This is a genomic window from Streptomyces sp. NPDC002671, from assembly GCF_053592475.1.
The window spans coordinates 1-22,160 of the sequence record NZ_JBSFVU010000053.1; the positions used below are offsets into that span (position 1 = coordinate 1).

Here is a 22,160-nt window from a genome sequence, read left to right on the forward strand (position 1 = left end):
GTCCTGGATGCGGTCATCGCGATCGCCCGCGGCGGCAGCGGCGGCGTCCCGGCCCTGATCGAAGGCGCCCTGGCCCGCTCCATCCCCGTCCTGCTCGGCTTCCTCGCCTCCCTCCTCGGCGTCGGCGGCATCGCCGCCAAGGTCAAGCAGATCGTCCAGGCGATGTCCAAGCCGGTGGACCGGGCGGTGGACTGGGTGATCGACAAGATCGTCGGCCTGGTGAAGAAGCTCTGGTCCAAGATCAAGGCGAAGTTGGACGCCAAGAAGAAGCCCAAGCCCAAGCCGAAGCGCCGCCCGGACCGGAAGCAGCCGGGCAGCCCACGTCGGCGGAAGCGTCCGGACCAGCGGCGTCGTCCTGACCGGCGCAGGCCGAAGCGCAGGCGCGACCCGAAGAAGAAGCGTCCCGACAAACGGTCCCCGGCGGACCAGAAGCGCGCCCTGGACGCCGCCCTGCGCGAGGCGAACCAACTCATCGACGGGGAGTCCGCGACCGTGGGGTCCGTCCGAAAGGGTCTTCCCGGCATCAAGCGGCGGCACCGGCTGACCTCGATACGCCTCGTCAAGTCCGGGGAGCTGTACCACGTCAAACTGACCATCAATCCGAACGCCGACTCCGATCCGGCGGCTCTGGACTTGCGATTCACCGAAGCCGGGAAGAAGTTCGCGCAGCAGGTCCACGAGTACTGGTGGTCGCAGATTCTCTGCAAAGCGAAGGTCGGATCCGCGGGCAAAGCGGTGTGGGACCGCTCCGTGGTGAACAACACCGAATCTGCGGCGTTGGCGTACATCGAGGCCCAAGACGTAGCCGTGTTCAGGAAAGCACATCCACGTGCGGCGCTCGATAAAGGCACGGTCACCGAATATCTGTTCAAGAAGGGCTCCACCACTCGCCGCACTTTCATCGACAAACTCGGCGGCGACGAGGGCGCGTTGAGGAATCTCAAGTCCGCCGGGAAAACCAGCGCGGCGGGCGACAAGAACACGGTGGAGATCCTCGATGAGATGGACTTCCTCCCCGACCGCTCGCACTACGGTCGCTGGGATCCGTTCCCCGGCCGGGAGGCCGACGCCGACCAGGAATTGGTGGCCGCGGTCAAGGCTAATGGCCTGCGGGTCTTCCTGGAGACCTTGGTGCGCGCGGGTCAAGTCGGCACGATCACCTGGGCGAAGTTCCGTGACCTCTGGGACAATGACACCCCCAGCCGCGAGTTCGTCAAGGGCCGCTTCCGTGACCTCGACGACGGGAAGCACGAGTGGATTCCCACGGACTACCTTTTGGAGGTGGTCGAGTCCGCTATCGGCCACCACGAGAAGGGCGACCTCGAGAAGGGGCTGGACTGGCTGCGCCTGCAGGACGCCCTGCGGTCACCGACGAATCACGTCATCTGGCGTGTTCTGGACACCGAGGGAGCCCTGTCGCTGGGAGCCCACGTGGGTACCTTCTACACCAGGGAGCGCAAGTCGACCCTCACCAACGGCACCAAGGATTTCCACGATGGCCTCCGCAACCTGTACATGCAGAACAAGTCAGGCACCGCCCGGGCGTTCGTCGAACTGCTGCTCGATATCCTGGACAGCGACGCGAAGGCGGGAGTGTCCGGTTTCAGACTCATCTGGAGCGGCGACCTCGGAAACGTCTCACCCACTCTCCTCGACCAGCCCGTGGACGCGCTCTTCCGCGTGCAAGCGGGCTCGTTCCTGGAACTCAAGCTGACCGAACTCGGCACCCGGCAAGAGGCGGCCTTCGAGGCCGTGCGGAATGATTTCCGGCGCGCCAAGGCCAAACTCAAAGCATGATCGCGAAAGGAGGGCCGATGGATCCCGCGATCGCCCGAGCGATCTCCCTTGAGGTGGGACACCCGGAGCCGTTCGGGGACGAGGAGCTCGACGGCATCGTGACCCTGGGGATTCCGCATGCCCGGGGCATCTCCGGGCTCGAACGCTGTCGGTCCCTCCAAGTCCTGGTCCTGTCCGGCTACGGGTCCGGCGACCTTCCGGACCTCGGCGGGTTCACCGACCTCTCCAGCGTCACGGTCTCCGACAGCGACCTCCGCGACATCAGGTCGGTCCGCACGGTGTCCTCCCTGCTCTCGCTGAACGTGGAACGTGGCCTCGTCTCGGATCTCTCGCCCACTCTGGAGTGCACCGGACTGGGCTGGATCGACGTCACGGGGAACCCTCTGTCGGAGGCGTCGTACCGGTATGTCCTCCCTGAGCTGCGCGCCAAGGGCGTGGACGTGCGCGCCTCGGAGGAACGGGAGTGGTCCCTCACCCGGGCGCTGCACGAGGCGGGCCTGCCGTTCGCCTTTTACCTGCACGGTGACCGCCACCGATTGTCCCGTCCCGGCCTGACCCGCACCGGCAACCCGGAGGGAGGCCACATCGGCATCACCCCCGACGAACTGGAGCATCTGCTGGTGACCAGTCCCGAGGACATCGAGCCCCTTTTCAACGACCCGAGCCGGCTGACGGGCCGCCTCTGACGGTCTTTCCCCGTGGATCAGGGACTTACTGTGCGGCTCGGTGCCGACGGCACGATCAGCACGGGCAGCGCGGCTCTGGTTGCCTGCGTCGCGGCTTTCGCCGCCGCCGCGACAGCGATCCGCTCCCCCTCGTCGACGACGTCCTCGATACCGGGCCATCGCCTGGGCGAAGATCTCGTCGTTGACCCGGTCGCGAATCGCAGTGGCCAGGTCGTTGTGCGTGCAGAACGCCGGCAGCTCGAACGAGCCCGCCACCAGCTGTTCGAACGCCGTACGGCAACGCCATCGCGCGCGGTACGATGCCGCTCCGCCGTGCGTTGTTTGGAGACTTCCGTGTCAGCAAGCAAGCTCCGCTTATCAGGACTGTCCAGGTCCGATGCCCTCGAGCTGGGCGAGTTCGTCGACCGCGGGGCGATCGCGTTCCACCACGAGCCCGTGCCAGAGGGGAGCTTCGGCGATCTCGGCGTGGTGACTGTTGAGTTGGTCGCTTCCGCCATTGCGCTCAAGGGGATGGTCAGCTATCTGCTGTACCGACACCGGGGCAAGTCGTTCGAGCAGGTTATTGAGATCGAGCATCCCGATGGCCGGATCGAGCGGAGGACCGTGAAGTGGCGGGACACGTCAAGCGAGCCCATCGATTCCGCGTTGGTGAAGGAGCTAGCCTCCGCCACCGGAATTCCCTGGGACAAGATGGTCGGTGACGAGAACTGAGCGAGCATTTCGCGTCGGCGCTGAGCGGACGCAGCTTCATCAATCCCATCACCAACGAGACCGCCATCTCGTCCTTCCGGGCAGGCAAGCACGTCCAGGGCCTGATCCAGCGGCACATCTCGCCCGACTGCCTGCCGGCTTTCCTGCACGAGGCGACCCACCACTGGTGCTTCATGAACACTGTCGGCCTGGCGGTGAGCCTGCTGCACCAGCGCGCGCTGACCGATGCGGCGGCCTACCGCGGCGGGCGTCGGGACAAGGATCTCGCGCGTCGGATCACCGGAGCCATGATGCGGTACGAGGCCTTCATCGCGCTCCAGCGCCCGCTCGCCGAGGGACTGGCGCTGTTTGCCGAGTTCGACCTGTCGTCGCACGGCACGCTGCCCCGGCTGTGCCCGGTGTTGGCCCGGGTCGCCGACTACTTCGGCCCCGGCGTGATCGCGTCCTTCGAACCGGAGGAGCGCCGGGACGCGGTGACCCGCAATATGCTCGACTTCGTCCTCGGTTCGACGCGTCGGCAGCGGCAGGTCGTGACCCGCCGCTGCGATGTCCTCGTCCGGCCGACCGATCCCGAGGACGGCGGCTATCTGCCCGGCTATCTCCTGGTGAAAGCGCTGTGGAGCGCCGGCATGGGCGTCGACGCCCGCCTTGGCGACCCCGAGCTGTTCTTCTCCTACGCCATCGAGTACTTGTACACCGACCTCGGATTGATCGCCCATCTACTCGACGAGGACGACAGTCAACGCGCGGTCGACCAGATGATCGAGTACTTCGTGCGGCGGGTGATCGACTTCGGCCGCGCGGACCACGCCGCGAACCTCGATGAGTTCCTCGCGAGCAACCGCGACCGGAAGATGTACACGAAGTTCGACGCATGGGCGCGCCACGGCAACCGGCGGTGGGAAGTCGACGACGCCACCGCCGACCTGGGTGCGGACCGGCTCATCGCGCTGCACGACGAAACGCTTGAACGCGCTCCGGACGAGGACCTCGTCCGGAACGTCGCGCTGATGTTCCAGCGCACGGTGCTGTCACTCGGCCGCCACCCGGTCACGGTCGCCGTCGACGAGCACGACCGGTACACCGTCACCGACGGCGAGCAGGTGGTCATGACCGGCACGTACGCGTTCGGACTGCCCATCGGGACGGTGGCCGATGGCCACGTCAACGTCTCCATCGACGCCCACAGTGGCTGCGCCGCGATCGAGCTGTCGATCGGCGACGACATGCCCGTGTACTGGTTCTCCGACGACGCGAGCGAGGACTGGCGGCACTCCTTCCACAGCACGCGGGCCGCCCTGTCCCGGGCGCAAGGTGAGGCCCAGGAACTGCTCACGCTGCTGCGCGACGTCGCCACGCAGGCGTCCGGCGTGATCTATCCCCTGGAGATCGCGCGGGATCGTGCCACCGGTGCCACCGAGGTGTTCACCCAGCTGGCGGCCGCGGTGCTCATCGCGGCGATGGAGCACCGCGCTCCCGACCTCGATGCGGTCGCCAAGTCCGTCGCGATCCTCACGCCTGCCGGGCTGGCCGGCGTGTTCGACCGGATCCGCTACGTCCGCGCGCTGGCCTGGGGCGGCCTGGTCATGTCCATCGGTGCGCTGCCAGACCTGGACACCGCGCGCCGGCTGTTCGAGGAGGACCGCGACATCCACGGCGTCGCCGAGACGTTCGACGAAGCGATGGACCTGATCCGCCGCACCGGCGTCGACAAGCTCGGCAACCCGCTGTACACCGTTCGCGACGGAAGGCCACTGTTCATTCTGTAGGCCAGTCCCGGTCGAGCAAGGACCTGGTGTCGCCGAAACGAAACCCGGTCGCGGCGATGGCCTCCAGTCGGTCGTCCAGCACCGCGTGATCCGACTGCCGGGCCAGCAGGCTGTGGATCCGGGGTGAACGCTCAGCTGCCTCGACCCCTTCCCCGATCGCGGAGACCGCTCCCCTGATCACCCGGGTCAGGGCGTCTTTCAGCTCACTCTCACTCCCGCGCGGGCTCACGATCGTGGCGACACAACCGCCCTTCACACCGTCAACGGGGTCGGTGACCAACGTGATCCCGAGATCGGAGAGATCACCTCGCTGCCCATTGGCCACCATGTGCGCGAAGGACGTCCAGTGCTTCACCATCTCCATGGGCAAATGCTCCTCGGCGCCCTCCCTCATCGCGGCCAACGTCGAGTCGAACGCGTTGCCGCAGCAGGCCAACAACAGGGACATCGACGACGTCATCCTGGCGTGGTAAAGCACAAAAGCAGGCAAATCGGGACGTAGCCGCCATTCGATCTCGTTGAGTCCACCGGGCCGCTCCCGCAACCACAGCGGCCCGGCGAATCGCTCAGCGGACGGCGGACCCGAGACGTGATCGGCGAACAGACGCACTGCAGCACCTTCCTAAGGATTTACCGGCATTGGGTGAGGTTCGTCATATCGGATCTTCGAATTTAGTGGAGGTGTGCTTCCCGTCGGCTATGGCGGGTGGTTGCAAACCCTTGCGTATCGGCGCGTCAGCGCGCTTTTGGCGCGCGCCGGGGGCGTGAGGTGGCGACTTTGTGCGCCCTGCCAGCTGGCGATGGTGACGTGGCCCTCCACCCAAGACCCGCTGATCTGCGCCGTCAATCCTGCGCCTCTGCTCGACAGTTGGCGTCCTTCGGTAGGTTGGTGGCTGGTCAGCTCACTGCAGTGCATCGCGGTTGGCGAGTCCGCTGCCCGCTGGTTGGCGAGATTCGTCGCAAGGTGGTGACGCAGCGCTATGTTGCTCGGTCGTCGATGAGCCGAAGTGGCCCGCTGTCACCTGCGGAACTGTGGGTCTGGTTTGCCGAACACATCGGCTCCGAGAACCGGAACCCTGCGCGAAGACGGTGTCTGCCCGCCAAGTCACGCGGGGCCCGGCTCCGTTATGTCAACGGTTCGCTCGCCGAAGTTGGCCAAAGGCGAGGTAGCGGCTTCTTTCCGACAGACACGTCCGACGCCTTTGTTAGGACCTCTTGGCACTTCAATTGGCCCGGGGGAGCATCATGGTTGGCCTGCAGGGCGTGGAAGGTACCGCTGACCTGGGCCTCCCGGAGCCAGAGGGCGGTGACGGCACGATGCACAGTGCTCAAAGAGCACGCTGGGTACACAGCGCAGGTGACTGGTGATCGCGCAGCGAGCCCCGTTTGACCTTGACACGGTGACAAGGCCTTCACTGCTTGCCAAGGAGGTGGTCCCGATGACCATGACGAGACAGGACATGGATCCGATACGAGCGCTCCAGGGGCTGGAGGACTGCCGCCCGTCCGTGCGACTGCGGGCCGCTCTGGCGGTCGGCACGACGCCTGACCCGCGCTTCGTCGACAAGCTCATCGAGCGATGCGCGATCGAGCCCGAGTTCTTCGTCCGCGACATGCTGACCTGGGCACTCACCCGCCACCCGGTGTCCATGACGCTCCCCGAGCTGCTGCGCGAACTCCGCTCGGAGCGTGCTCAGGCACGGAGCCAGGCGCTGCATACGCTGTCCAAGATCGGGGACCGGCAGGCGTGGCCGGCGATCACACGGGTGCTCCTGTCCGACGCCGACGACGAGGTGGCGCGGAGCGCGTGGCGGGCCGCGGTCCTGCTCGTGCCGCAAGGCGAGGAGTCCGCCTTGGCCGCGGTGCTGGCGACGCAGCTCGGACGCGGTGAGCGGGAGACGCAGCTGAGTCTCAGCCGGGCGCTGGTCGCGCTGGGTGAAGTGATTCTGCCGGCTCTGCGTCCTGCGACGACGGCCCCTGACCCGCGCGTGCGCGCGCACGCGCTTGCCACGGAACGGCTGCTGCGCGACCCGGATGCCGGATTCGAGTTCGCGATCGAGGAGGCGAAGCGCATCCTGGCCCTCGGCGGCTCAGACCAGGAGGGACGATAGGAAGTGTTGATCGGTGAGGTGGCGCGACGGTCCGGCGTCAGTGCCCGCATGCTCAGGCATTACGAGTCGCTCGGCCTGGTGCGGCCTTCGGGTCGTACGGGCTCCGGCTATCGGGAGTACTCCGGCCAGGACATCCGGCGGATCTTCCATATCGAGAGCCTGCGGTCGCTGGGGCTGTCGCTGCGTGAGATCGGGCGCGCGCTCGACGATCCCGGCTTCACGCCCTCGGCGATCGTCGACGACCTCATCCGTCAGACGCGCGAACGCCTCGCGGCCGAGACCGAGCTGCTCACGCGGCTCCGTCGGATCGATGCCGCGGAACCCGCCGGCTGGGAGGACGTTCTCCAGGTCGTTGGGCTCCTCCAGGCACTTGGGTCGAAGAGCGCCGACGCGCGCCAGCGCGCTGCCCTTTCCTCGGTCGACGAGGTTCCGGTGCCGGTGGAGGCCCTGGTCGAGGCGGCGCTGAGCGAGACGGAGCCGAACGTCGCCGGAGCCCTTCGATGGGCGCTGGCACGATCGGGCAACGGCGGCCCGGAACTGCTCGCGGAGGGCCTCGGCTCATCGGTAGCCGCGGTGCGGGAACGTGCCGTTCAGTCCCTCGCCGAGATGCCCGGTGATGAGGCCACCGCGCGGCTGCGCGACGCCCTCGCGAACCCCGACATCGCGGTGCGCGGGCATGCGGCTCTGGCGCTCGGGACACGTGGAGTGGCCGATGCGGTCCCGACGCTCATCGACATGATCGTGGAGGGAAGGAACGACACCGATGCAGCCGATGCACTGAGCGCGCTGGCGAGCGACACCGCGACAGCGGATCAGATCGCGACCAGGCTCGTCGACCGCCTCGCCCACGGCACCACTGAAGCGCCTGCACGCGGACGGCTGACCCAGGCGCTGGCGGACATCCCGGGGACCACGGCGTCACGTGCCCTCGTGGAGCTGTCGCATGACCGGGACCGTGCCGTTGCGCTGGCTGCGGCGTACCTTCTTCAGCTACGCGACGCCCGGTGACGGATCTCTCCTGGGCGCCGCGTACGCGGCCCGCGGGGCGGAAGGTCCCGGACTTATCACCGTCCACCGAAGGGGGACGGGTGGCGCGCGCTGAGCTGTTGAGGCCGCCCATGAACTCGGCATCGAGTACACCGAGAAAATCCAGCAGGCGGTCAGGACGCCTGGTCGAAGATCCGTTGCGCGGGGCCGGGTTGGGGCACCGCGCCGTCCAGAACGCCGGGCAGGACGGCGCCGGTCAGGACCTCCTCGGACCAGTCACCGACGGTAGTTGCTGCAGGAGATGCGGCCGGGGCCCGTGCGCAGGGCCTGCGCCGGGAGGAACCCGAGACGGCGACGGTGCGGCGAGTTCACGTGCTCCTCCACGGCGGCTCACGATCTGGCCGGGGCACCGCTTGTGGTGCCCCGGCGCAGGGACGGGTCTACAGCTCAGGAAGTGCGACTACTGCTGGTTGCGCGACTCCAGTTCGCGATGCAGGACATCGAGTGTGCGCCCATCCTCCACGTGCCACACCGTCCATCCGTTGATCACGTTTCCGGTCACTGCCTCTGCCGCCTTGGACGGCGAGGGGTACGGAGTGGCATGGCCATCAACGACCAACTGGCTATCGGGCGTAACCACGGCGCGTCCGGACCGGTTGGAGCGATGGTGGAAGGACAGGACCGTGCCCGCCTTCAGCAGGCCCCCTTGCATGAGATCGGCCAGCGGGCCGTGGGGTGCCCATTCTGCCGGGCGTGCCCCGGATGAACGCGATCGCCCACGAGTACGCGTAGGTCGCATAGGGTGACGGTATTGTCGGCACGCACAGGCGCCACCACGTTCAATCCGCCTGCTTATGGTGGTACTTGGCGTGTGGTGGCTGGCGGGCAACGCGATCGTCCGCGAATACCTGACAAGGTCCCCGTACGGAAGCGGCCGGTGGCGCGGCAGCCCTCTTGGGCTGCGCCCCGGAGCGGGCCGAGGTCGGCCGGCACCTGCGGGAGTCGATGTAGAAGTTGCCCCTCACAGCCGCACTCGATCTTCTTCACCAGCCTCGACGACATGGTCCGTAACCTCACCGCCGCCGAAGCCGCCGGACGCCTGACCAATAAGCTCGGCACGTACGTGCGGCCCGCGGTCCTCGTCCTGGACGAGGTTGGCTACCAGCCCCTCGCCCGCGCGGAGGCCAACCTGGTCTTCCAGGTGGTCTCCAAACGCTGCGAAGAGGGCTCGATCATCCTGACCTCGAACAAGACCTTCAGTAAAGCGCACATGTTCCGGCGAACCTGTATCAGGCAGCGCCGAAACATCGCGGGTTCGGCCGTGCCGCGTCGTGGGATCAGTCGTCGGCGAAGGAAAGGCAGACTGCAGCAGGCTCAATTACCACTTGGTCCTGGGTATAGCAGTCTGCCTGTCGGGTGGCGACCTCGGCTCCGCAGCCTGAGCAGACAAGGTTGAGGCCGTTACCGCCAGCAGGACCCTGGCAACAGCCGATCGATCGCATCATGTCGGGGTGCTGGTCGGCGCCGGTGACGTCGTCAGGATGGACGATGAAGCCAGGGAGGTCGTTATCGAAATCCCTCAGCCGGAAGTTCGGAGCATAGGTGCCTCGGGGCATCCGCGCTGGCCGTGTCCGGACGCCGGGGACCTGCGACATTGGGACCAGCGGTGGCACTTTGACCTTGGTGACCGGTCCAGTGAGTGAATGTCGGCAATGGTCACACAAGAAACGCGGCATGCTGCCGATTCTGCAGGCCGCCCATGTGTCCTGCCCAGCGATTTTATAGTCGTTCACGGCTGCGGCCGTCGCCCGGGGTCCACGTGGTCGGCGAGGTAGATCAGGGTGGCCTCGGGGTTCATCCCGAAGGCGGCGGCAACAAGCTTGGGATCCATTGTGTTCACCAGGTCGACGAGGCGGGTGCTGCGGATCATCCGGGGTGGGTGTCCGCAGCCGCCAAGGACATGAGAGAGATAGGCAGTTGAGGCCGGGTTCCGCCCGGCCTTTGTTCCTTCGGTGACCATCATGTGGGGGGGTTGGCCGTCGGCCATGCCTTGCGGTGGGCCAGGCACCGTTGGATCACGGTCCAGGAGGCCGAGTCCAAGGGAACGGGGTGGGGTCGCTTGCCGAGCCTGACGGTCTGGGCCACCGGGTCCACGCCGGTGACCTGCAGCATCCGGACCTCGGAGCTGGAGGCACCATGAACCGGCGTTGCTGTCAGAAGTTTTGACAGTGTGTGATCTGGACCGCCAGGGTGTGCGGGTGAGTGATGACCCGGGGATCGGTTTCATCCAGGCGGACGTGGCCCGGTTCTGCGCGGCACCGCCGAGCTGACCACGCCCAGCTGACCCGGCCGAACGGGTGAACGGCCAGGCTGTGATGCAGCCGACCACAGCGGAACGGGAAGCCATCCAAGCACCGATTCCGCGAGGAAGGGACTGCGCTGTGCGCCGAGCACTGATCGTCGTCGATGTTCAAAAGGACTTCTGTGAAGGCGGCAGCATCCCCGTGAAGGGCGGCGCCGACCGGGCCCGTGCCATCGCCGACCTTGTCCGGCGCTCGGCCGGCGACGGCTACGCGCACGTCGTCGCCACCCGCGACCACCACATCGACCCGGGCGGCCACTTCTCTGACCACCCGGACTTCCAGAACTCCTTCCCCGTGCACTGTGTCGTCGGAAGCGAGGGCGGCGAATTCCACCCGAACTTCGCGCCGACCGCTGCTTCCGGGGCCGTCGACGAGGTCTTCTACAAGGGTGCGCACTCCGCTTCGAAGAGCGGCTTCGAAGGCTCGGCCCATGACGGCACATCCCTGGCCGAATGGCTTCACGTGCGCCGCGTCAGCGACCTCGACGTCGTCGGCATCGCCACCGACCACTGTGTGAAGGCCACCGCGCTGGACGGCGCGAAAGCCGGCTTCGCCGTCCGCGTCCTGCTCGACTACACCGCCGGCGTCGCCGCTGACACCACCGACAACGCCATCGACGAAATGCACCAGGCAGGCATCACACTGACCGGCGAACCCGTGGTCCTCGGCTGACCGTTCACCTGCGGATGACGCCTTTCGCCTACGCGGACATCACCGTCGAGTAGTGCCAGCCGGTCGAGAGGAGCAGCACCGATGGACAAGAGGCCCCCGGGTGTCTATGTCACCGAGAGGTCCAGCGGCGTACGCATGATCGTGGAGGCGGGGACGTCGACCCCCGCGTTCCTCGGGTACACCGAGGCGCCGAGCAACGGCGCCAAGGAACGGGTTACCCGCCCGTTCGGCGCGAGCGAACGGGTCGTTCCGCAGCCGATCCACGGCTGGCAGGAGTTCGCCGACCGCTACAGCATCGTCGAGCTGGGCGGCGAACTGGCCGTCCTGCTGAAGAAGCAGAGCAACAATCAGGACCTGACCCCCGTGGAGTTCAAGCGGATCCAGGTGCTCCAGCGGTGCTTCACGCTGGCCGAGGCGGTGTATGGGTTCTTCGCCAATGGCGGCGGGTCCTGCTACGTGGTCGGGTTCCTCAGCCCGGACCAGACAGTGACCGAGACTGCACTGGCCGGTGACGCCGACGAGCGTACGGGGCTGGGCGGGCTGGAGACGGTCCCCGAGGTGACCATGGTTGCTGTGCCCAGCCTCTGGGACATGACCGTGGCCGCCACCGAGAGCGCGACGCCGCCGCAACCGGACCTGCCGACCGGCAAGAAACTCATTGACAAGGTACTTGCCCACTGCGCCGAGCAGCGCAACAGGCTCGCAGTGGTCGACACGCCGCCCGACCAGTCCGTCGACCTGCTCAAGCAATTCGTCGACACGCTCGCCTCACCCGACACGAACGAGGCGGCGCTCACGGCGCTCTACTACCCGTGGGTGAAGGTCCCGGGGGTGGACGGGGTGCCGCGGACAGTGCCTCCGTCGGGCCATGTGGCAGGGGTCTGGGCCCGTACGGACGCCGAACGCGGCGTGTTCAAGGCGCCGGCCAACCAGAACCTGCGCGGTGTCCTCGACCTCTCCAACGTGCTCACCGACGACCAGAACGGGGACCTCAACGACAAGGGCGTCAACTGCCTGCGCACCTTCCCTAACCGGGGGCTGCTGGTATGGGGTGCGCGAACACGGTCCAGCAGCCGCGACTGGCGCTACCTCAATGTCCGGCGCCTCGTCTCGTTCCTCTCCGCCTCCATCCAACAGTCCAGCACGTGGGCGGTGTTCGAGCCGAACGACGACCGGTTGCGGGCAGCACTCCGGCAATCTGTCACCAGCTTCCTGACCGACCAGTGGCGGCAGGGGGCGCTTCTGGGGCGTAACCTCGAAGAGGCGTTCTACGTGATCTGCGACAACACGAACAACATGCAGACGACGATCGACGCCGGTCAGATGGTCTGCGACATCGGCGTCGCACCCGTGCGACCCGCCGAGTTCGTAGAGTTCACCGTCACCCTGGTCGCCGGCCAGCCCGGCGGGAACGTCTGAGGCCACCCATCGACGGTGCACATCGGCAGTCAGGACCTCAACAGCGGCATAGCATCGTCAGTCTTCAATCCCTGTTCCGCTCGAAAATTCACCGCCGCTGGTAGGAGCGGTGATGGCTCGTAGGCTGGGAGCATGTCCGGGTGATCGTGTCCCTTCTGTACAAGGTGACCCGCGAAGTTGCTCTCCCTGCCGTCGGCGCTGCTTCGCAGCAACGCGGCGAAAGACGCGGAACTTCTCGTGTTGCGGCACGAGAACGCAGTGCTGCGCCGGCAGCTGGCCGGCCCGGTCCGCTACGAGGCAGCCGATCGATTCTGGTTCGCCGCCCTCCCCGGCCTGTTACCTCAGCCTTGTCGGCGCGACGTTTTCCCAGTCACGCCCGGCACCCTGCTCGGCTGGCACCGACGATTCATCGCGGCGAAGTGGGACTACAGCACGCACAGGCGCACCGGTCGTCCGCCCACCGCCATGGCGCTCAAGAAGCTCGTACTCCGACTCGCCAGAGAGAATCCGCGATGGGGCCACAGACGGATCCAGGGCGAGTTGGCTCAGCTCGGGCACCGGATCGCAGCCTCGACAGTGTGGGAGATCCTCTACGCAGCGGGCATCGACCCGGGTGCCACGTCGCTCCGGCCCGGCCTGGCGCGCGTTCCTCACCGCCCAGGCCGAGGGCATCATCGCGGCGGACTTCTTCCACATGGACACTGCGCTCGGCAGGCGGCTGTACGCGCCGGCCTTCCTCGAGCACGGCACCCGACGCCTGCACATCACCGGCGTCACGTCCCACCCGACGCGGGAATGGACGCTGCAGCAGGCGAGGAATCTCGCCGCGGACCTCGGCGTACGCATGGAGTCCCTGCGATTCCTACTGCGCGACCGGGACGGCCTCGGATGAACGCCCACTGCGAGCGCGTCATCGGCGGCATCCGCCGCGAGGTCCTCGACCACGTTCTCATCCTGGACGAAGCACATGCTCGGCAGGTCCTGGTCGCCTACCAGAGACACCGCAACGAGCACCGGCCCCACCAGGCCCGCAACCAGCTACCACCCGACGCCCAGGACCAGCCCACCGCGGTAGACGTCGGCGCTCACAAACTGCTGCGAACCCGGATCCTTGGCGGCCTCATCAACGAGTACAGATACGCAGCGTGACCTGCAGCGACGACCTTTCGAGCGGCACAGGCCGGACAGGACGGGTGTCCGGCTGGAGGCGTGACCTGCACGCACAGGGTGCGTTGTCTTGGCGATGCGTGCGAGTTCCGGTGCCCCCCCGCGGCGGGACCTGTGCGGGTCGGCGGCCCCGATACCGCCCGGCATCGGGGCCGCTCGTATGCCCGCGCCTGCAGTGCGGACACCTGGCTTCGTCGGCATAAGGCGAGAACGGTTGATGCCGAGTTCGAGCAACAGATGTTGATCAAGCGGGTTCAGAACGTTGCTGAGTTCCGAGAACACCTGGTCGGCGTGTCGGGGTGCGGAGAGGACTGATGAGCGGGACGGCTATCGTCCTGGCATGACACAACAGTTCGATCTTGCTGCGTCTCTTGCCAGAGGCGTTGAAAGCCGAAGTGGTGCATGAGGACGATCTGGTCGCTGCCGAGGAGCGGCTGGGTGTCCGCCTGCCGGCGGCGTTGCGCGAGGCGTATCTGCTGTTCGGGCGCCGGCGGGACCTCACCAGCAACCATGATGTGCTGCTCGGACCGGCCGACCTGTACGTGGATGACGCCAAGGAGGCTCTGGTCTTTCGGCACGAGAACCAGGGAGCCGCATCCTGGGGCGTCCTCCTCGACGGCCTTCAACAGGACGATCCTGCGGTGTTCATTCGGCTTGACCTTGCCGACAAGAGCGCCGAGCGATGGGAGCAGTGGCTGGAGCGTCTCTCCCTCTGCTTCGTCGAAATTATTCTGTCCGAGTCGCTCCAGGCTGATGAAGAGCTCTGTGACTTCCTCGACCCGGATGACGACAGTGTCGAGTTGCTGGAGACGAACTCCGTCCGACTGCCGTTCCCGACGTACCCCATCGGCGAGGAGACCCGGTGGTTCCTGGGCCGAGACGTGCTGCTGCGCGATGATGACGGCGCGGCCATCCTCGCCCGCGGCCGGACGGCAGAAGACCTCGACCGCGTCCGTGAGCTGATCCCGGGCGACTGGCTCAACGACATTCGCTGACCATGTCGCTTCTGTTGGGCTGGCGGCCTAGGCACCTTCCATGCGATCGGCGTCTGTGCTGGCCAAAGTCTCAAAGGCGGGTGGAACGGTGGCCGACAGATGTCGTGCATGGCAAGGACCCGATGTCACTCGGCATGGCCGAGTTCCCGGTACCCGGACACCGCAGACCCGGCCGGACAGCTGGTGCCGTTTGGTGGTTCCTGACGGACATACGGGAGATCATGGTCGCGGACCAATCGGGGAAGACACAGGGGTAGGGGAATCATGGTGGCGTTCCACGCATCCGCGCTGGACGGAGTCGCCCGCAATCCGGCGCTGCCGACACCGCTGCTGCTGCGCTTGCTGGCCTTCGACGGTGCCAGTGACGCTCCGCGTTACGCCCTCCAGCGAGCCGGACTGCCCGAGCCGGCCGTCGCAGTGATCCTGGCCCACCCGGACCCGTGCGCCCGGATCGACTTCGTGATGAGCACCAGGGCCGAGTCTGCACAGCGGGCCCGGCTTGTGGACGACCCCTCCCCCAAGGTGCGGGCTGCTCTCGCGTACGGACCCGAGTGGCGCACCCCGCGTACGGTGGTCGCGCCGCTGCCGGACGCCGTATGTGCCCGCTTGCTCGACGACCCAGATGCTTCCGTACGAGCGGCTCTGCTGGACTCGCCCCACCTGGTGCCGTCGTTCGTGGCCTCGCTGGCTACGCACCATGATCCGGCGGCGCGCCGGGGCGCGGTGCGTGCATGGGAGATCCTGGCGCCGGGCGAGCGGTCAGCTCTGCTGGCCGACCCTGACCCCGAGGTGCGACGGGCCGCCGCGTTGTGGGAGTGCCGACGCGACGCCCACGTCACCGCCGAACTGCTCCGCGATCCGAAGTCCGCGGCCGAGGCGCTGCGCCGCGGCTTCCTGCACCGCGCCGACGCCGAACGGTGTGTCGCCGAGCGGACGCACCTGGCTGCCCTCGCCGAGAATCCCTCGTTGCCCACCGACCTCGTGGAGCGGCTCGCCGTCGACCCCGACGAGACAGTACGGCTCGCTGTCTCTCTCAGGCCTGAACTGGGCGAGACGCGGCGCATGGCGATCGACTTCACGGTGGGGGCGTTCGACAGGGGGGACGTGGAGTGGGTACGGAACGGGTTCGCCGACCCCGAGGTGTTGCGACGGGCCGCGACCTCCGCTCACCCGCTGCTCCCGCGCACTGCCGCCCAAAGCCCCCACCTGCCGCCCGACCTCGTGCGCCTGCTCGCGCGCACCGAGGACCCCCTGGTGGAGGACCTCTTGAGTGTGCACCACCCCGACACCCCGGAGGAGGTCCTGATGCGTGTGTACGCGCGGCTCGGTGGGACGTTCTCCGCCTGGATGGCGGAGACGCACCCCCGTTTCCCCCGCGAGGGTCTCGCCGCGCGCTACGCGGACCACCCGGACGGGAACTACCGTCGGCTGGCCGTCCGGGACCCGGCCGCCACGCCCGCATTGATCGAACGGCTCAGCCATGACCCCGCGGTCTGGACGCGCCAGGCGGCGGCCGGCGACCCGCGCCTGCCGCTCCACCGGCTCTGCGAGGCGCTTCATGTCCCTGAACTGGCGTCCAGCGCGGGTGAAAACCCGGCGCTCCCCGAGGACGAGATGGCCGCCGTCCTGAACCGGGCCGGTGTTCCCGCCTGACCGCCGAGCAGAACCGTCACGTTCGCACCCCAAAGCGAAAGCCGCGATCCACCGACCAGTCCCAGGCGGTTGATAACTGGGTTCGCAGGTCAGCGGGGGCGGTGAGGGGTGCTGTTGAGCTGGGTCATCAATTCCCGGTTGGTGGCCCGGGCAGCTTCCAGGTCTTCGTCGCGTTCGGCGAGCTGGGTATTGAGGTCGGCGACTTGCTGTTCGAGTCGGACCACCTGCTGCTGGAGGGCGTCGATGTCGCCGGGCGCACCGAGCCCGGAGGCGCGCCAGGCGTCCTGGCCGAGGGTTTCGGACAGCCGTCGTTCGAGCTGGGTGATGTGCCGGGCCAGCCGGGTGTTGCGTTCGGTGAGGTTGGCCAGGTCGGCCAGCAGGGACTGGCGGCTGGCTTGTGGGCCGGTGGGCCCGTCAGGCGGTTGGGCAGCGCGGGCGGGCACGGCGGCGTGCAGGTCGCTGTGCCGGTAGATCAAGCTGCGGTGAACGCCCGCCAGGCGCGCGACGGCGGACACACCGATCGGTTGGCCGTCGCTGGCGAGGTCGTCGAGGGCCTTGAAGACGCGGCGGCGCCAGTGGGCGGAGTCGTCGGCGCGGGCCTGGGCGAGAGAGCCGGTCGGTGATGGTCGGTTCATGCGTCGCGTTCGAGTTGGAGGTTGGAGGCGGGCGGTCCGGCCATGGGCATGCCGAGTTGGCCGGTGCGGCTCTTGCGCAGGGTCGCGGTAGCCTCCCGGATCTGCTCGCGGTCCTCCGAGGACAGGCTGACAAGGTCGGTCTCGACTCTGCGGATGAGGTGCCGCAGCCGGGTGATCTCCTCGTCTGACGGGGTGGCTTCGGTGCGGGCCCATTCGTCGAGTTCGCTCGTCGCGGCAAGGCGTTCCCGGTCCCGTAGCAGGGTGTCCAGGTAGGTTCGCAGGCCGGGCAGGTAGGACGGGTCCGTGCGGAAGTGATCGCAGCCCAGGCAACGGAACCGGAACGGGCAGGCGTGCCCGCTGGCCTTGACGTTGCTGGGTTCGGCGCAGATGCCGAAGGGGACGGCGACCTGCCCGATGCGCATCCGGGTGTGCTCGTGGTCCAGCAGGGCCTTGGCCTGACCTGGCGCCACTACGCACCCGGCGACCACGCACGGTGACCGAGCGCCCTTACCGGAGGCCTGGGCGAAGACGCGATGAAAGAGGTCTCGGTCTTGGCCTCCCGCCGCATGGTCGCGTCCTGCAGTGCGGGGGCGGAGGCCGGCGGCATAATGCGGGCCGTGGACCTGCGCCCGGAACTGATGCCCCCGCCGGTGAGCCGACAACAGCTGGACGAGCTCTGCCGTGACATCGACAGAATCGCCAGCCTGCTGCTCTGTGGAGCAGAGGGCGCGGATGAGGAGATCAGAGCATTCAACGCAAATACCGGCCACGCCTACGAGGCCTTCGACTTCGCTGAGTACGACGGCAGCAGGGACCTGGTCGAGTTCGCGCTTGAGGCCGCCAGGCCGGCTCGCCCCCGGATCGGGGACATCACCACCGGCGAGCTGGTGGAGATCGTCGGCCGCCTCCTCGCCGGCAGCCCGGACAGCGACTACTACCTGCGACTTCTCAAAGCCAACGTGCCGCATCCCCGGATCAGCGACCTGATCTTCCATCCGCCGACCGACCTGCAGCACGCCTCGGCACAGCAGATCGTCGACACTGCCCTCGGATACCGGCCGATCGCCTTGTGAAGGCACAGTACGAGCATGCTGGGAGCACGATCGGTCAGCGCTATCAGGAACAACTGGACCACGGCCCTGCCAGTCACCGGAATCGGCTGACCTTGCCAACCTCCGGGACATCAAGGCCCACGGGCCGGATGTCCCGGCAAAGGTGTCTGGAGGTCCCCCAACGACCTGTGAAGCGAGGCCGGTTACCGGGGGAGTTCGGCGGTGCGTTCAGGGTGCGCGGGCGGACTTCCGGCCCAACCGCAGACGCCGCGCCACCTCCAACGGCTTGATGCCCTGCTCGAACAGCTCGGCCGCCTGCATCCGTACCGACTCACGGCGCTTACGCCCCGCAGCGCCCCCCATACGAATCGGCTGAGGCGTCGAACCGCAGGCTGATCCTTCACGACGAGGCGTGGCACTGGGCGATGCTGGCGATCCACGGCGATCGGTACGTAGCGGAACACCCCAAGCTGGTTCATCCGTCACCTGACTGCCGAGCCCTTGAACAGCCAATCAACGAGCGCATTCGAACACCGAGATGACTCTCCGCGACGGCTCCCCAAGATCTGTGCCAGAACCGTTCTCGGTTCTGGCACACATTCCGTGAGAGCGGTGGACGAGTCATTTCGGATCGGCAGACTGGAGCCGTGAGGATAGAGAGTGTGGTCAGGATCCAGGCAGTCCGGCTCGCCGTGACCGTCGGTGCAGTCGTCGCCTCTCCGGTCCTCTTGGTGGCTGGGGCTCCGTTGCGCCGCCGCATGTTGCGTCGCTACTACCGCGAGGGCGGTCCAGGGCTCGCCAGCAAAGAGGACGGTTGGGTGAGTCCGGGTTACTTCATGGTCACGAACGTGTTCGTGCGAGCGCTCTGCTGGCCGACGGAGTGCGCACTCCGGCGACTGCGTCCTGTCTGAGCAGGGCCGTCATCGGGCGGCGGTACGCAATACCCGCTTACGGAGGAGCGGGAGTTTGGCGTGGCCGAACATCTGGCGCTTGACCATTTTGATGTGGCTGACCCGGCCTTCGACGGGACCGGAGTTCCAGTGAGTGGTCAGGCCTGGATGACGGCGTCCCAGTCCTTCTCCAGGCCGGTAGCGAAGGACTGGAGGCCAGAAAGTTCCTCGGCACGCGCGCTGACGACCCAGTCCTTCAGATGCTGGCCAGTGCGGGTGGAGAGGATCTCGGCGAAACTGCGGACGAGACGGCGGGCTGCCGCGAGCTCAGGGCAACGGGTGAGGAGTTCGGTCAGCTGCAAGCCCTCACTCTCCGAGAGTCGGTCGGGGTGTCGCATGATCCACCCGGTCACCTGCCGGACCCCAGGCGGCGCGGGCCCGACGACGCGGATACGGCGTCGGCGCCGCGGCCGCAGGTAGTCACTGATGATCTGGTAGCTGCCCTGGTAGCCAAGCTTCTTCAGCTCAGCGTGCAGGTGAACCGCATTGGTGTGGCCTTCAGCCCAGCGGCTATCCAGGTAGACATCTCACGATGCCAAGTTGTCAAGCTGCTGCGGCCAGTTGGGAGGGGAATGCGATGAGCTCATCGAACAGTTCGCCGGTCTGGAGGCAGTGGTAGAGCTGCCCGATCATGCAGTTGAACAGGTGCCGCTCGGCGGCTGCGTGCCAGTCTCCTTGTTCACGCCGGCGACGGTATCCACCAGCATGAGCACGGGGACCCGGGCCGGTCTCCCGCGAGGGCTCGGGGCCAGGATGACGTAAGGCGTCATGCCCCAATGCTCACAAGTACGGGGTCATGCGCCGCTCTCAGTGGAGGCTTCGTCAGCCGGGGTCCAGGAAGGCGTCACAGTCCCGCACTCGCACAGTCCGGCAGTGCTCCGAGAAGCCGCGTCGGTACCGCTACCGACGAATTAGGGCTTGTAGCGATCCAGCTGGCTGGGCCGTGGTTGCCGTCGGCCACTGAGCAACTCCTCCGGGGTTGCCGCGCGGGCGCATCGGCGGACCGTGTTCCCACCCATGTGTAACTCGCGTGCGATCTCCCGGATCCCGTGGCCTTGGTCGAGGAGGACGTGGACGATGGCGTGACGTCCACGGATACGGGCTTCGATCGGCGACATGTTCTTTGCAGGCGGCGGTTCGATGTCCGGCAGGTCACCCGGATCGGAGCCGGGTGACTCATGCCTTTCGGCCACGTGCTCAGGTCGGGGATGTCGGTGATCTTCGCGACCCAGGCGCCGGGCCGCTCGGTGCCGCCAGCGTCGTAGGCCGGTGTCCACGCCTTCTTCGGGATCTTCACCACGGCCTGGTGGATGGTGTCGGTGATGGTCATTCCGGCGGAATACGACAGCCACCGGCCCCGGCGGGAGAGCCAGTCGAGGAAGGCGTGGGTGCCGCCGGCGGAGTCGGTGCGGATCAGTGTCTGCCGGCTTCGCCGCAGGTGTCTGGGGAGTTGGGCCAGGGCGAGCCCGGTGGTGGCGATGTGATCGCTCGCGGTGTTAGAGCCTGCGTTGCCGGGCCGCAGAAGCGCGGCCACCAGTTCCCCGGAACCGGCCTGGCCGTGGTCGACGAACGCCACGAGCGGATGATGGCCGAAGGTCTCCTTCCAGGTCGCGGTGGCGTCCTGCTTCTCGGAGTGCGCGAGGACCAGCACGCCGTCGATGTCCACCATCACGCTGCCACCGGCGGCCGGACTGTCTTCACCGGCCAACTCCCAGACCCGCGACCGTACTTCGGCTCGCGCCATGCGGATCGCGGTGAGCGCCTTCGGTCCGGCGGCGGCGAGGTCGTTGATGAGCCGGGAGACCGTGGGGTCTGATGCCACCGGGCCGAAAACGTCGACCTCGGCCCGCAGCATCGCGACATCCGCGAGGCAGTCCCCGTCCAAAGCCGTTGCGAGCGCCATATCCAGCAGGACCTTGCCCGGATCGTGCACCGTCCGCGACTTGCGCCACGGCGCCAGCGCTGCCGATATCGCAGCGTCCAAGCCGGACTTGCGGACCGTCTCGACCAGCAGCACCGCCCCGGCCTGCGAGACCACCCGACTGCCACCGCCCTTGACGCGGACACGCGGGTACAACCCAATACTCTTCTTCACCTGAGAGGTGCTGCTTTCCACGCGACTGACTGAACCCTAGACAAGTCCCATCGTTGCAGTTCAGGAGCACTTCTCGTCTTTTTGATCAAGCCTCGGACAGCTCGTACGTAGAACCGAGGCTAGGGTAATGCCGGTCACGCGCGCAGCAAATCACGTCGCTGTGGGGGAGCGCATCAAGGGAACTGCCTCACGCCTGGGCGAGAGGTGCGACTGGGACGGTGGCGCCGAGGGCGGCGCTCTGCAACGCCGTGATGCGCTCGATGACGAGCCCCAGCAGCACGGCCGCCGCGATCATGAGCGCCTCCGTCACCACGAGGAAGGCCATCGACCCCGGGGCCACCCGGCCCCCCACCACGAGGACCACCGCGTGCGTGATCCAGGCGACCCACCACAGGTTCACCAGTGTCGTGTCTCGCTTCTCCTCCCACGACGCGGAGCTCGCGCGCCCGATGTCGAGGACGAACCGGCGAGGGACAAAGAAGTGGACCACCGGGATGAACCACGCGCCGATCGTCCAGCCCCGACTCGGGACCGAGGCCCGGGGGGACAGCTCCTGGGCGTTGCGCCGGGACCGGGCGAGCCACACGAGGAACAGCACGACCGCGAGAGTCATCAGATAGAGGAAGATCCTGGAGATGAAGCCCGACTTATGCAGGGACGCATCCGCGTGGTGCAGGTAGTGATCCCGGACTGCCGCCACGCGGAACACGTCCGCCACGGCGGCCGCAGCTATCGCCGCCTGCGCGGAGCGGGCAAGGATCCAGGGAGCTTTGCGGGCGGTGCTCGTCATCGTCTTCGGCCTGCCTCGGAGGCGTGTGTGGCTGCAGCGGACGCTGGGGCGGAGTGATCATAGAGTCTACTCGCCGCACGTGCGTACGACTTTCGGGCCGTCGGTCGCGGGGTGCACGTCCCCGACGGCAGATGGCCGTAAGTGCACTCCATGACCATCACCTCGACGCGGACACGCGGGTACCCCGATGCTCTCTTCACCTGAGGAGTGCACCTTTCCTGACGACGAACAGGACCCTGGACAAGCCCCATCGCCCCAGATCAGAGGCACTCCCCGCTTCTCTGATCACGCCTCAGATACCCCAGCTG

Annotated in this window: 20 protein-coding genes and 4 pseudogenes; 14 read left to right on the forward strand and 10 right to left on the reverse strand. The window is 67.3% G+C overall.

Translation table 11 applies throughout. From position 1 onward, the window contains the following. From ACWD35_RS40220 to ACWD35_RS40235, 4 genes and pseudogenes are all read left to right on the forward strand, one after another. A pseudogene (locus ACWD35_RS40220) lies at positions 1 to 1,797 on the forward strand (hypothetical protein); the annotation flags it as partial. 17 nt (positions 1,798 to 1,814) lie between these two features. After that, on the forward strand, positions 1,815 to 2,483 hold the full coding sequence (locus ACWD35_RS40225; protein WP_451356311.1) for a hypothetical protein: 669 nt from the start codon (positions 1,815 to 1,817) through the stop codon (positions 2,481 to 2,483). Between the two features lie 12 nt (positions 2,484 to 2,495). Continuing rightward, a complete protein-coding gene (locus ACWD35_RS40230) occupies positions 2,496 to 3,194 on the forward strand; it encodes a hypothetical protein (protein ID WP_451356312.1) in 699 nt (232 codons plus the stop codon). A gap of 173 nt (positions 3,195 to 3,367) precedes the next feature. Beyond that, positions 3,368 to 4,963, forward strand: coding sequence for a hypothetical protein (locus ACWD35_RS40235; protein WP_451356313.1), 1,596 nt, complete (start codon positions 3,368 to 3,370; stop codon positions 4,961 to 4,963). Here ACWD35_RS40235 and ACWD35_RS40240 read toward each other — a convergent pair. Continuing rightward, a complete protein-coding gene (locus tag ACWD35_RS40240; protein ID WP_451356314.1) occupies positions 4,953 to 5,573 on the reverse strand; it encodes a hypothetical protein in 621 nt (206 codons plus the stop codon). The two genes, ACWD35_RS40235 and ACWD35_RS40240, sit on opposite strands and share 11 nt — an antisense overlap. Positions 5,574 to 6,402: 829 nt before the next feature. Between ACWD35_RS40240 and ACWD35_RS40245 the strand changes: the two genes are divergently transcribed. Together ACWD35_RS40245 and ACWD35_RS40250 are read left to right on the forward strand one after the other, a co-directional pair. Beyond that, positions 6,403 to 7,074, forward strand: coding sequence for a HEAT repeat domain-containing protein (locus tag ACWD35_RS40245; protein WP_451356315.1), 672 nt, complete (start codon positions 6,403 to 6,405; stop codon positions 7,072 to 7,074). A gap of 3 nt (positions 7,075 to 7,077) precedes the next feature. Continuing rightward, complete coding sequence (locus ACWD35_RS40250) at positions 7,078 to 8,082, forward strand: MerR family transcriptional regulator (RefSeq protein ID WP_451356316.1); 1,005 nt, start codon at positions 7,078 to 7,080, stop codon at positions 8,080 to 8,082. Between the two features lie 439 nt (positions 8,083 to 8,521). Here the strand turns inward: ACWD35_RS40250 and ACWD35_RS40255 are convergent, their stop codons facing one another. Beyond that, positions 8,522 to 8,860: a restriction system modified-DNA reader domain-containing protein gene (locus ACWD35_RS40255; protein WP_451356317.1), complete on the reverse strand. Its 339-nt coding sequence runs from the start codon at positions 8,858 to 8,860 to the stop codon at positions 8,522 to 8,524. A gap of 231 nt (positions 8,861 to 9,091) precedes the next feature. On the opposite strand from ACWD35_RS40255, the pseudogene ACWD35_RS40260 reads away from it, so the two are divergent. Further along, positions 9,092 to 9,325: pseudogene (locus ACWD35_RS40260) on the forward strand (ATP-binding protein); the annotation flags it as partial. Between the two features lie 525 nt (positions 9,326 to 9,850). Here the strand turns inward: ACWD35_RS40260 and ACWD35_RS40265 are convergent. Next, positions 9,851 to 9,991, reverse strand: a complete 141-nt coding sequence (locus ACWD35_RS40265; protein WP_451356318.1) for a hypothetical protein — start codon at positions 9,989 to 9,991, stop codon at positions 9,851 to 9,853. 511 nt (positions 9,992 to 10,502) lie between these two features. Between ACWD35_RS40265 and ACWD35_RS40270 the strand changes: the two genes are divergently transcribed. From ACWD35_RS40270 to ACWD35_RS40295, 6 genes are all read left to right on the forward strand, one after another. Continuing rightward, complete coding sequence (locus ACWD35_RS40270) at positions 10,503 to 11,096, forward strand: isochorismatase family protein (RefSeq protein ID WP_451356319.1); 594 nt, start codon at positions 10,503 to 10,505, stop codon at positions 11,094 to 11,096. A gap of 81 nt (positions 11,097 to 11,177) precedes the next feature. Next, positions 11,178 to 12,515 carry a phage tail sheath family protein gene (locus tag ACWD35_RS40275; protein WP_451356320.1) on the forward strand — a complete coding sequence of 446 codons (1,338 nt, stop codon included), beginning with the start codon at positions 11,178 to 11,180 and terminating at the stop codon, positions 12,513 to 12,515. Positions 12,516 to 13,128: 613 nt separating this feature from the next. Next, on the forward strand, positions 13,129 to 13,407 hold the full coding sequence (locus tag ACWD35_RS40280; protein ID WP_451356321.1) for a hypothetical protein: 279 nt from the start codon (positions 13,129 to 13,131) through the stop codon (positions 13,405 to 13,407). Then, the gene (locus tag ACWD35_RS40285) at positions 13,404 to 13,664 is read left to right on the forward strand and encodes an integrase core domain-containing protein (protein WP_451356322.1); all 261 of its coding nucleotides are present in this window, start codon (positions 13,404 to 13,406) and stop codon (positions 13,662 to 13,664) included. Before ACWD35_RS40280 ends, ACWD35_RS40285 begins: the two co-directional genes overlap by 4 nt. A 377-nt stretch (positions 13,665 to 14,041) precedes the next feature. Continuing rightward, entirely contained in the window at positions 14,042 to 14,677 is a 636-nt protein-coding gene (locus tag ACWD35_RS40290; protein ID WP_451356323.1) for an SMI1/KNR4 family protein, read from the forward strand. A gap of 264 nt (positions 14,678 to 14,941) precedes the next feature. Beyond that, on the forward strand, positions 14,942 to 16,330 hold the full coding sequence (locus ACWD35_RS40295) for a Mucin-2 (protein WP_451356324.1): 1,389 nt from the start codon (positions 14,942 to 14,944) through the stop codon (positions 16,328 to 16,330). Positions 16,331 to 16,419: 89 nt separating this feature from the next. Here ACWD35_RS40295 and ACWD35_RS40300 read toward each other — a convergent pair whose 3' ends face one another. Further along, positions 16,420 to 16,965: a hypothetical protein gene (locus ACWD35_RS40300; RefSeq protein WP_451356325.1), complete on the reverse strand. Its 546-nt coding sequence runs from the start codon at positions 16,963 to 16,965 to the stop codon at positions 16,420 to 16,422. Then, positions 16,962 to 17,435: a hypothetical protein gene (locus tag ACWD35_RS40305; protein ID WP_451356326.1), complete on the reverse strand. Its 474-nt coding sequence runs from the start codon at positions 17,433 to 17,435 to the stop codon at positions 16,962 to 16,964. Before ACWD35_RS40305 ends, ACWD35_RS40300 begins: the two co-directional genes overlap by 4 nt. Before the next feature lie 138 nt (positions 17,436 to 17,573). Between ACWD35_RS40305 and ACWD35_RS40310 the strand changes: the two genes are divergently transcribed. Next, positions 17,574 to 18,038 (forward strand): hypothetical protein, encoded by a 465-nt coding sequence (locus ACWD35_RS40310; RefSeq protein ID WP_451356338.1) that lies wholly within the window; start codon positions 17,574 to 17,576, stop codon positions 18,036 to 18,038. 219 nt (positions 18,039 to 18,257) lie between these two features. Here ACWD35_RS40310 and ACWD35_RS40315 read toward each other — a convergent pair. The 5 genes and pseudogenes from ACWD35_RS40315 to ACWD35_RS40335 form a co-directional block, all read right to left on the reverse strand. Further along, positions 18,258 to 18,380, reverse strand: a pseudogene (locus tag ACWD35_RS40315) (IS630 family transposase); the annotation flags it as partial. A gap of 685 nt (positions 18,381 to 19,065) precedes the next feature. Then, positions 19,066 to 19,485, reverse strand: a complete 420-nt coding sequence (locus ACWD35_RS40320; RefSeq protein ID WP_451356339.1) for a DesA/ISL3 alpha bundle tail domain-containing protein — start codon at positions 19,483 to 19,485, stop codon at positions 19,066 to 19,068. 25 nt (positions 19,486 to 19,510) lie between these two features. Then, positions 19,511 to 19,699, reverse strand: a pseudogene (locus tag ACWD35_RS40325) (IS110 family transposase); the annotation flags it as partial. A 112-nt stretch (positions 19,700 to 19,811) separates the two neighbouring features. Then, positions 19,812 to 21,083: an IS1380 family transposase gene (locus ACWD35_RS40330; protein ID WP_451356327.1), complete on the reverse strand. Its 1,272-nt coding sequence runs from the start codon at positions 21,081 to 21,083 to the stop codon at positions 19,812 to 19,814. 166 nt (positions 21,084 to 21,249) lie between these two features. Next, positions 21,250 to 21,852, reverse strand: coding sequence for a DUF4328 domain-containing protein (locus ACWD35_RS40335; protein ID WP_451356328.1), 603 nt, complete (start codon positions 21,850 to 21,852; stop codon positions 21,250 to 21,252). Positions 21,853 to 22,160 lie beyond the last annotated feature (308 nt).

Coding starts and splice junctions, on each gene's coding strand:
- ACWD35_RS40225 (WP_451356311.1), top strand. CDS start 1,815: ATGGATCCCGCGATCGCCCGAGCGATCTCCCTTGAGGTGGGACACCCG.
- ACWD35_RS40235 (WP_451356313.1), top strand. CDS start 3,368: ATGAACACTGTCGGCCTGGCGGTGAGCCTGCTGCACCAGCGCGCGCTG.
- ACWD35_RS40245 (WP_451356315.1), top strand. CDS start 6,403: ATGACCATGACGAGACAGGACATGGATCCGATACGAGCGCTCCAGGGG.
- ACWD35_RS40255 (WP_451356317.1), bottom strand. CDS start 8,860: ATGCGACCTACGCGTACTCGTGGGCGATCGCGTTCATCCGGGGCACGC.
- ACWD35_RS40265 (WP_451356318.1), bottom strand. CDS start 9,991: ATGATCCGCAGCACCCGCCTCGTCGACCTGGTGAACACAATGGATCCC.
- ACWD35_RS40275 (WP_451356320.1), top strand. CDS start 11,178: ATGGACAAGAGGCCCCCGGGTGTCTATGTCACCGAGAGGTCCAGCGGC.
- ACWD35_RS40285 (WP_451356322.1), top strand. CDS start 13,404: ATGAACGCCCACTGCGAGCGCGTCATCGGCGGCATCCGCCGCGAGGTC.
- ACWD35_RS40295 (WP_451356324.1), top strand. CDS start 14,942: ATGGTGGCGTTCCACGCATCCGCGCTGGACGGAGTCGCCCGCAATCCG.
- ACWD35_RS40300 (WP_451356325.1), bottom strand. CDS start 16,965: ATGAACCGACCATCACCGACCGGCTCTCTCGCCCAGGCCCGCGCCGAC.
- ACWD35_RS40310 (WP_451356338.1), top strand. CDS start 17,574: ATGCGGGCCGTGGACCTGCGCCCGGAACTGATGCCCCCGCCGGTGAGC.
- ACWD35_RS40335 (WP_451356328.1), bottom strand. CDS start 21,852: ATGACGAGCACCGCCCGCAAAGCTCCCTGGATCCTTGCCCGCTCCGCG.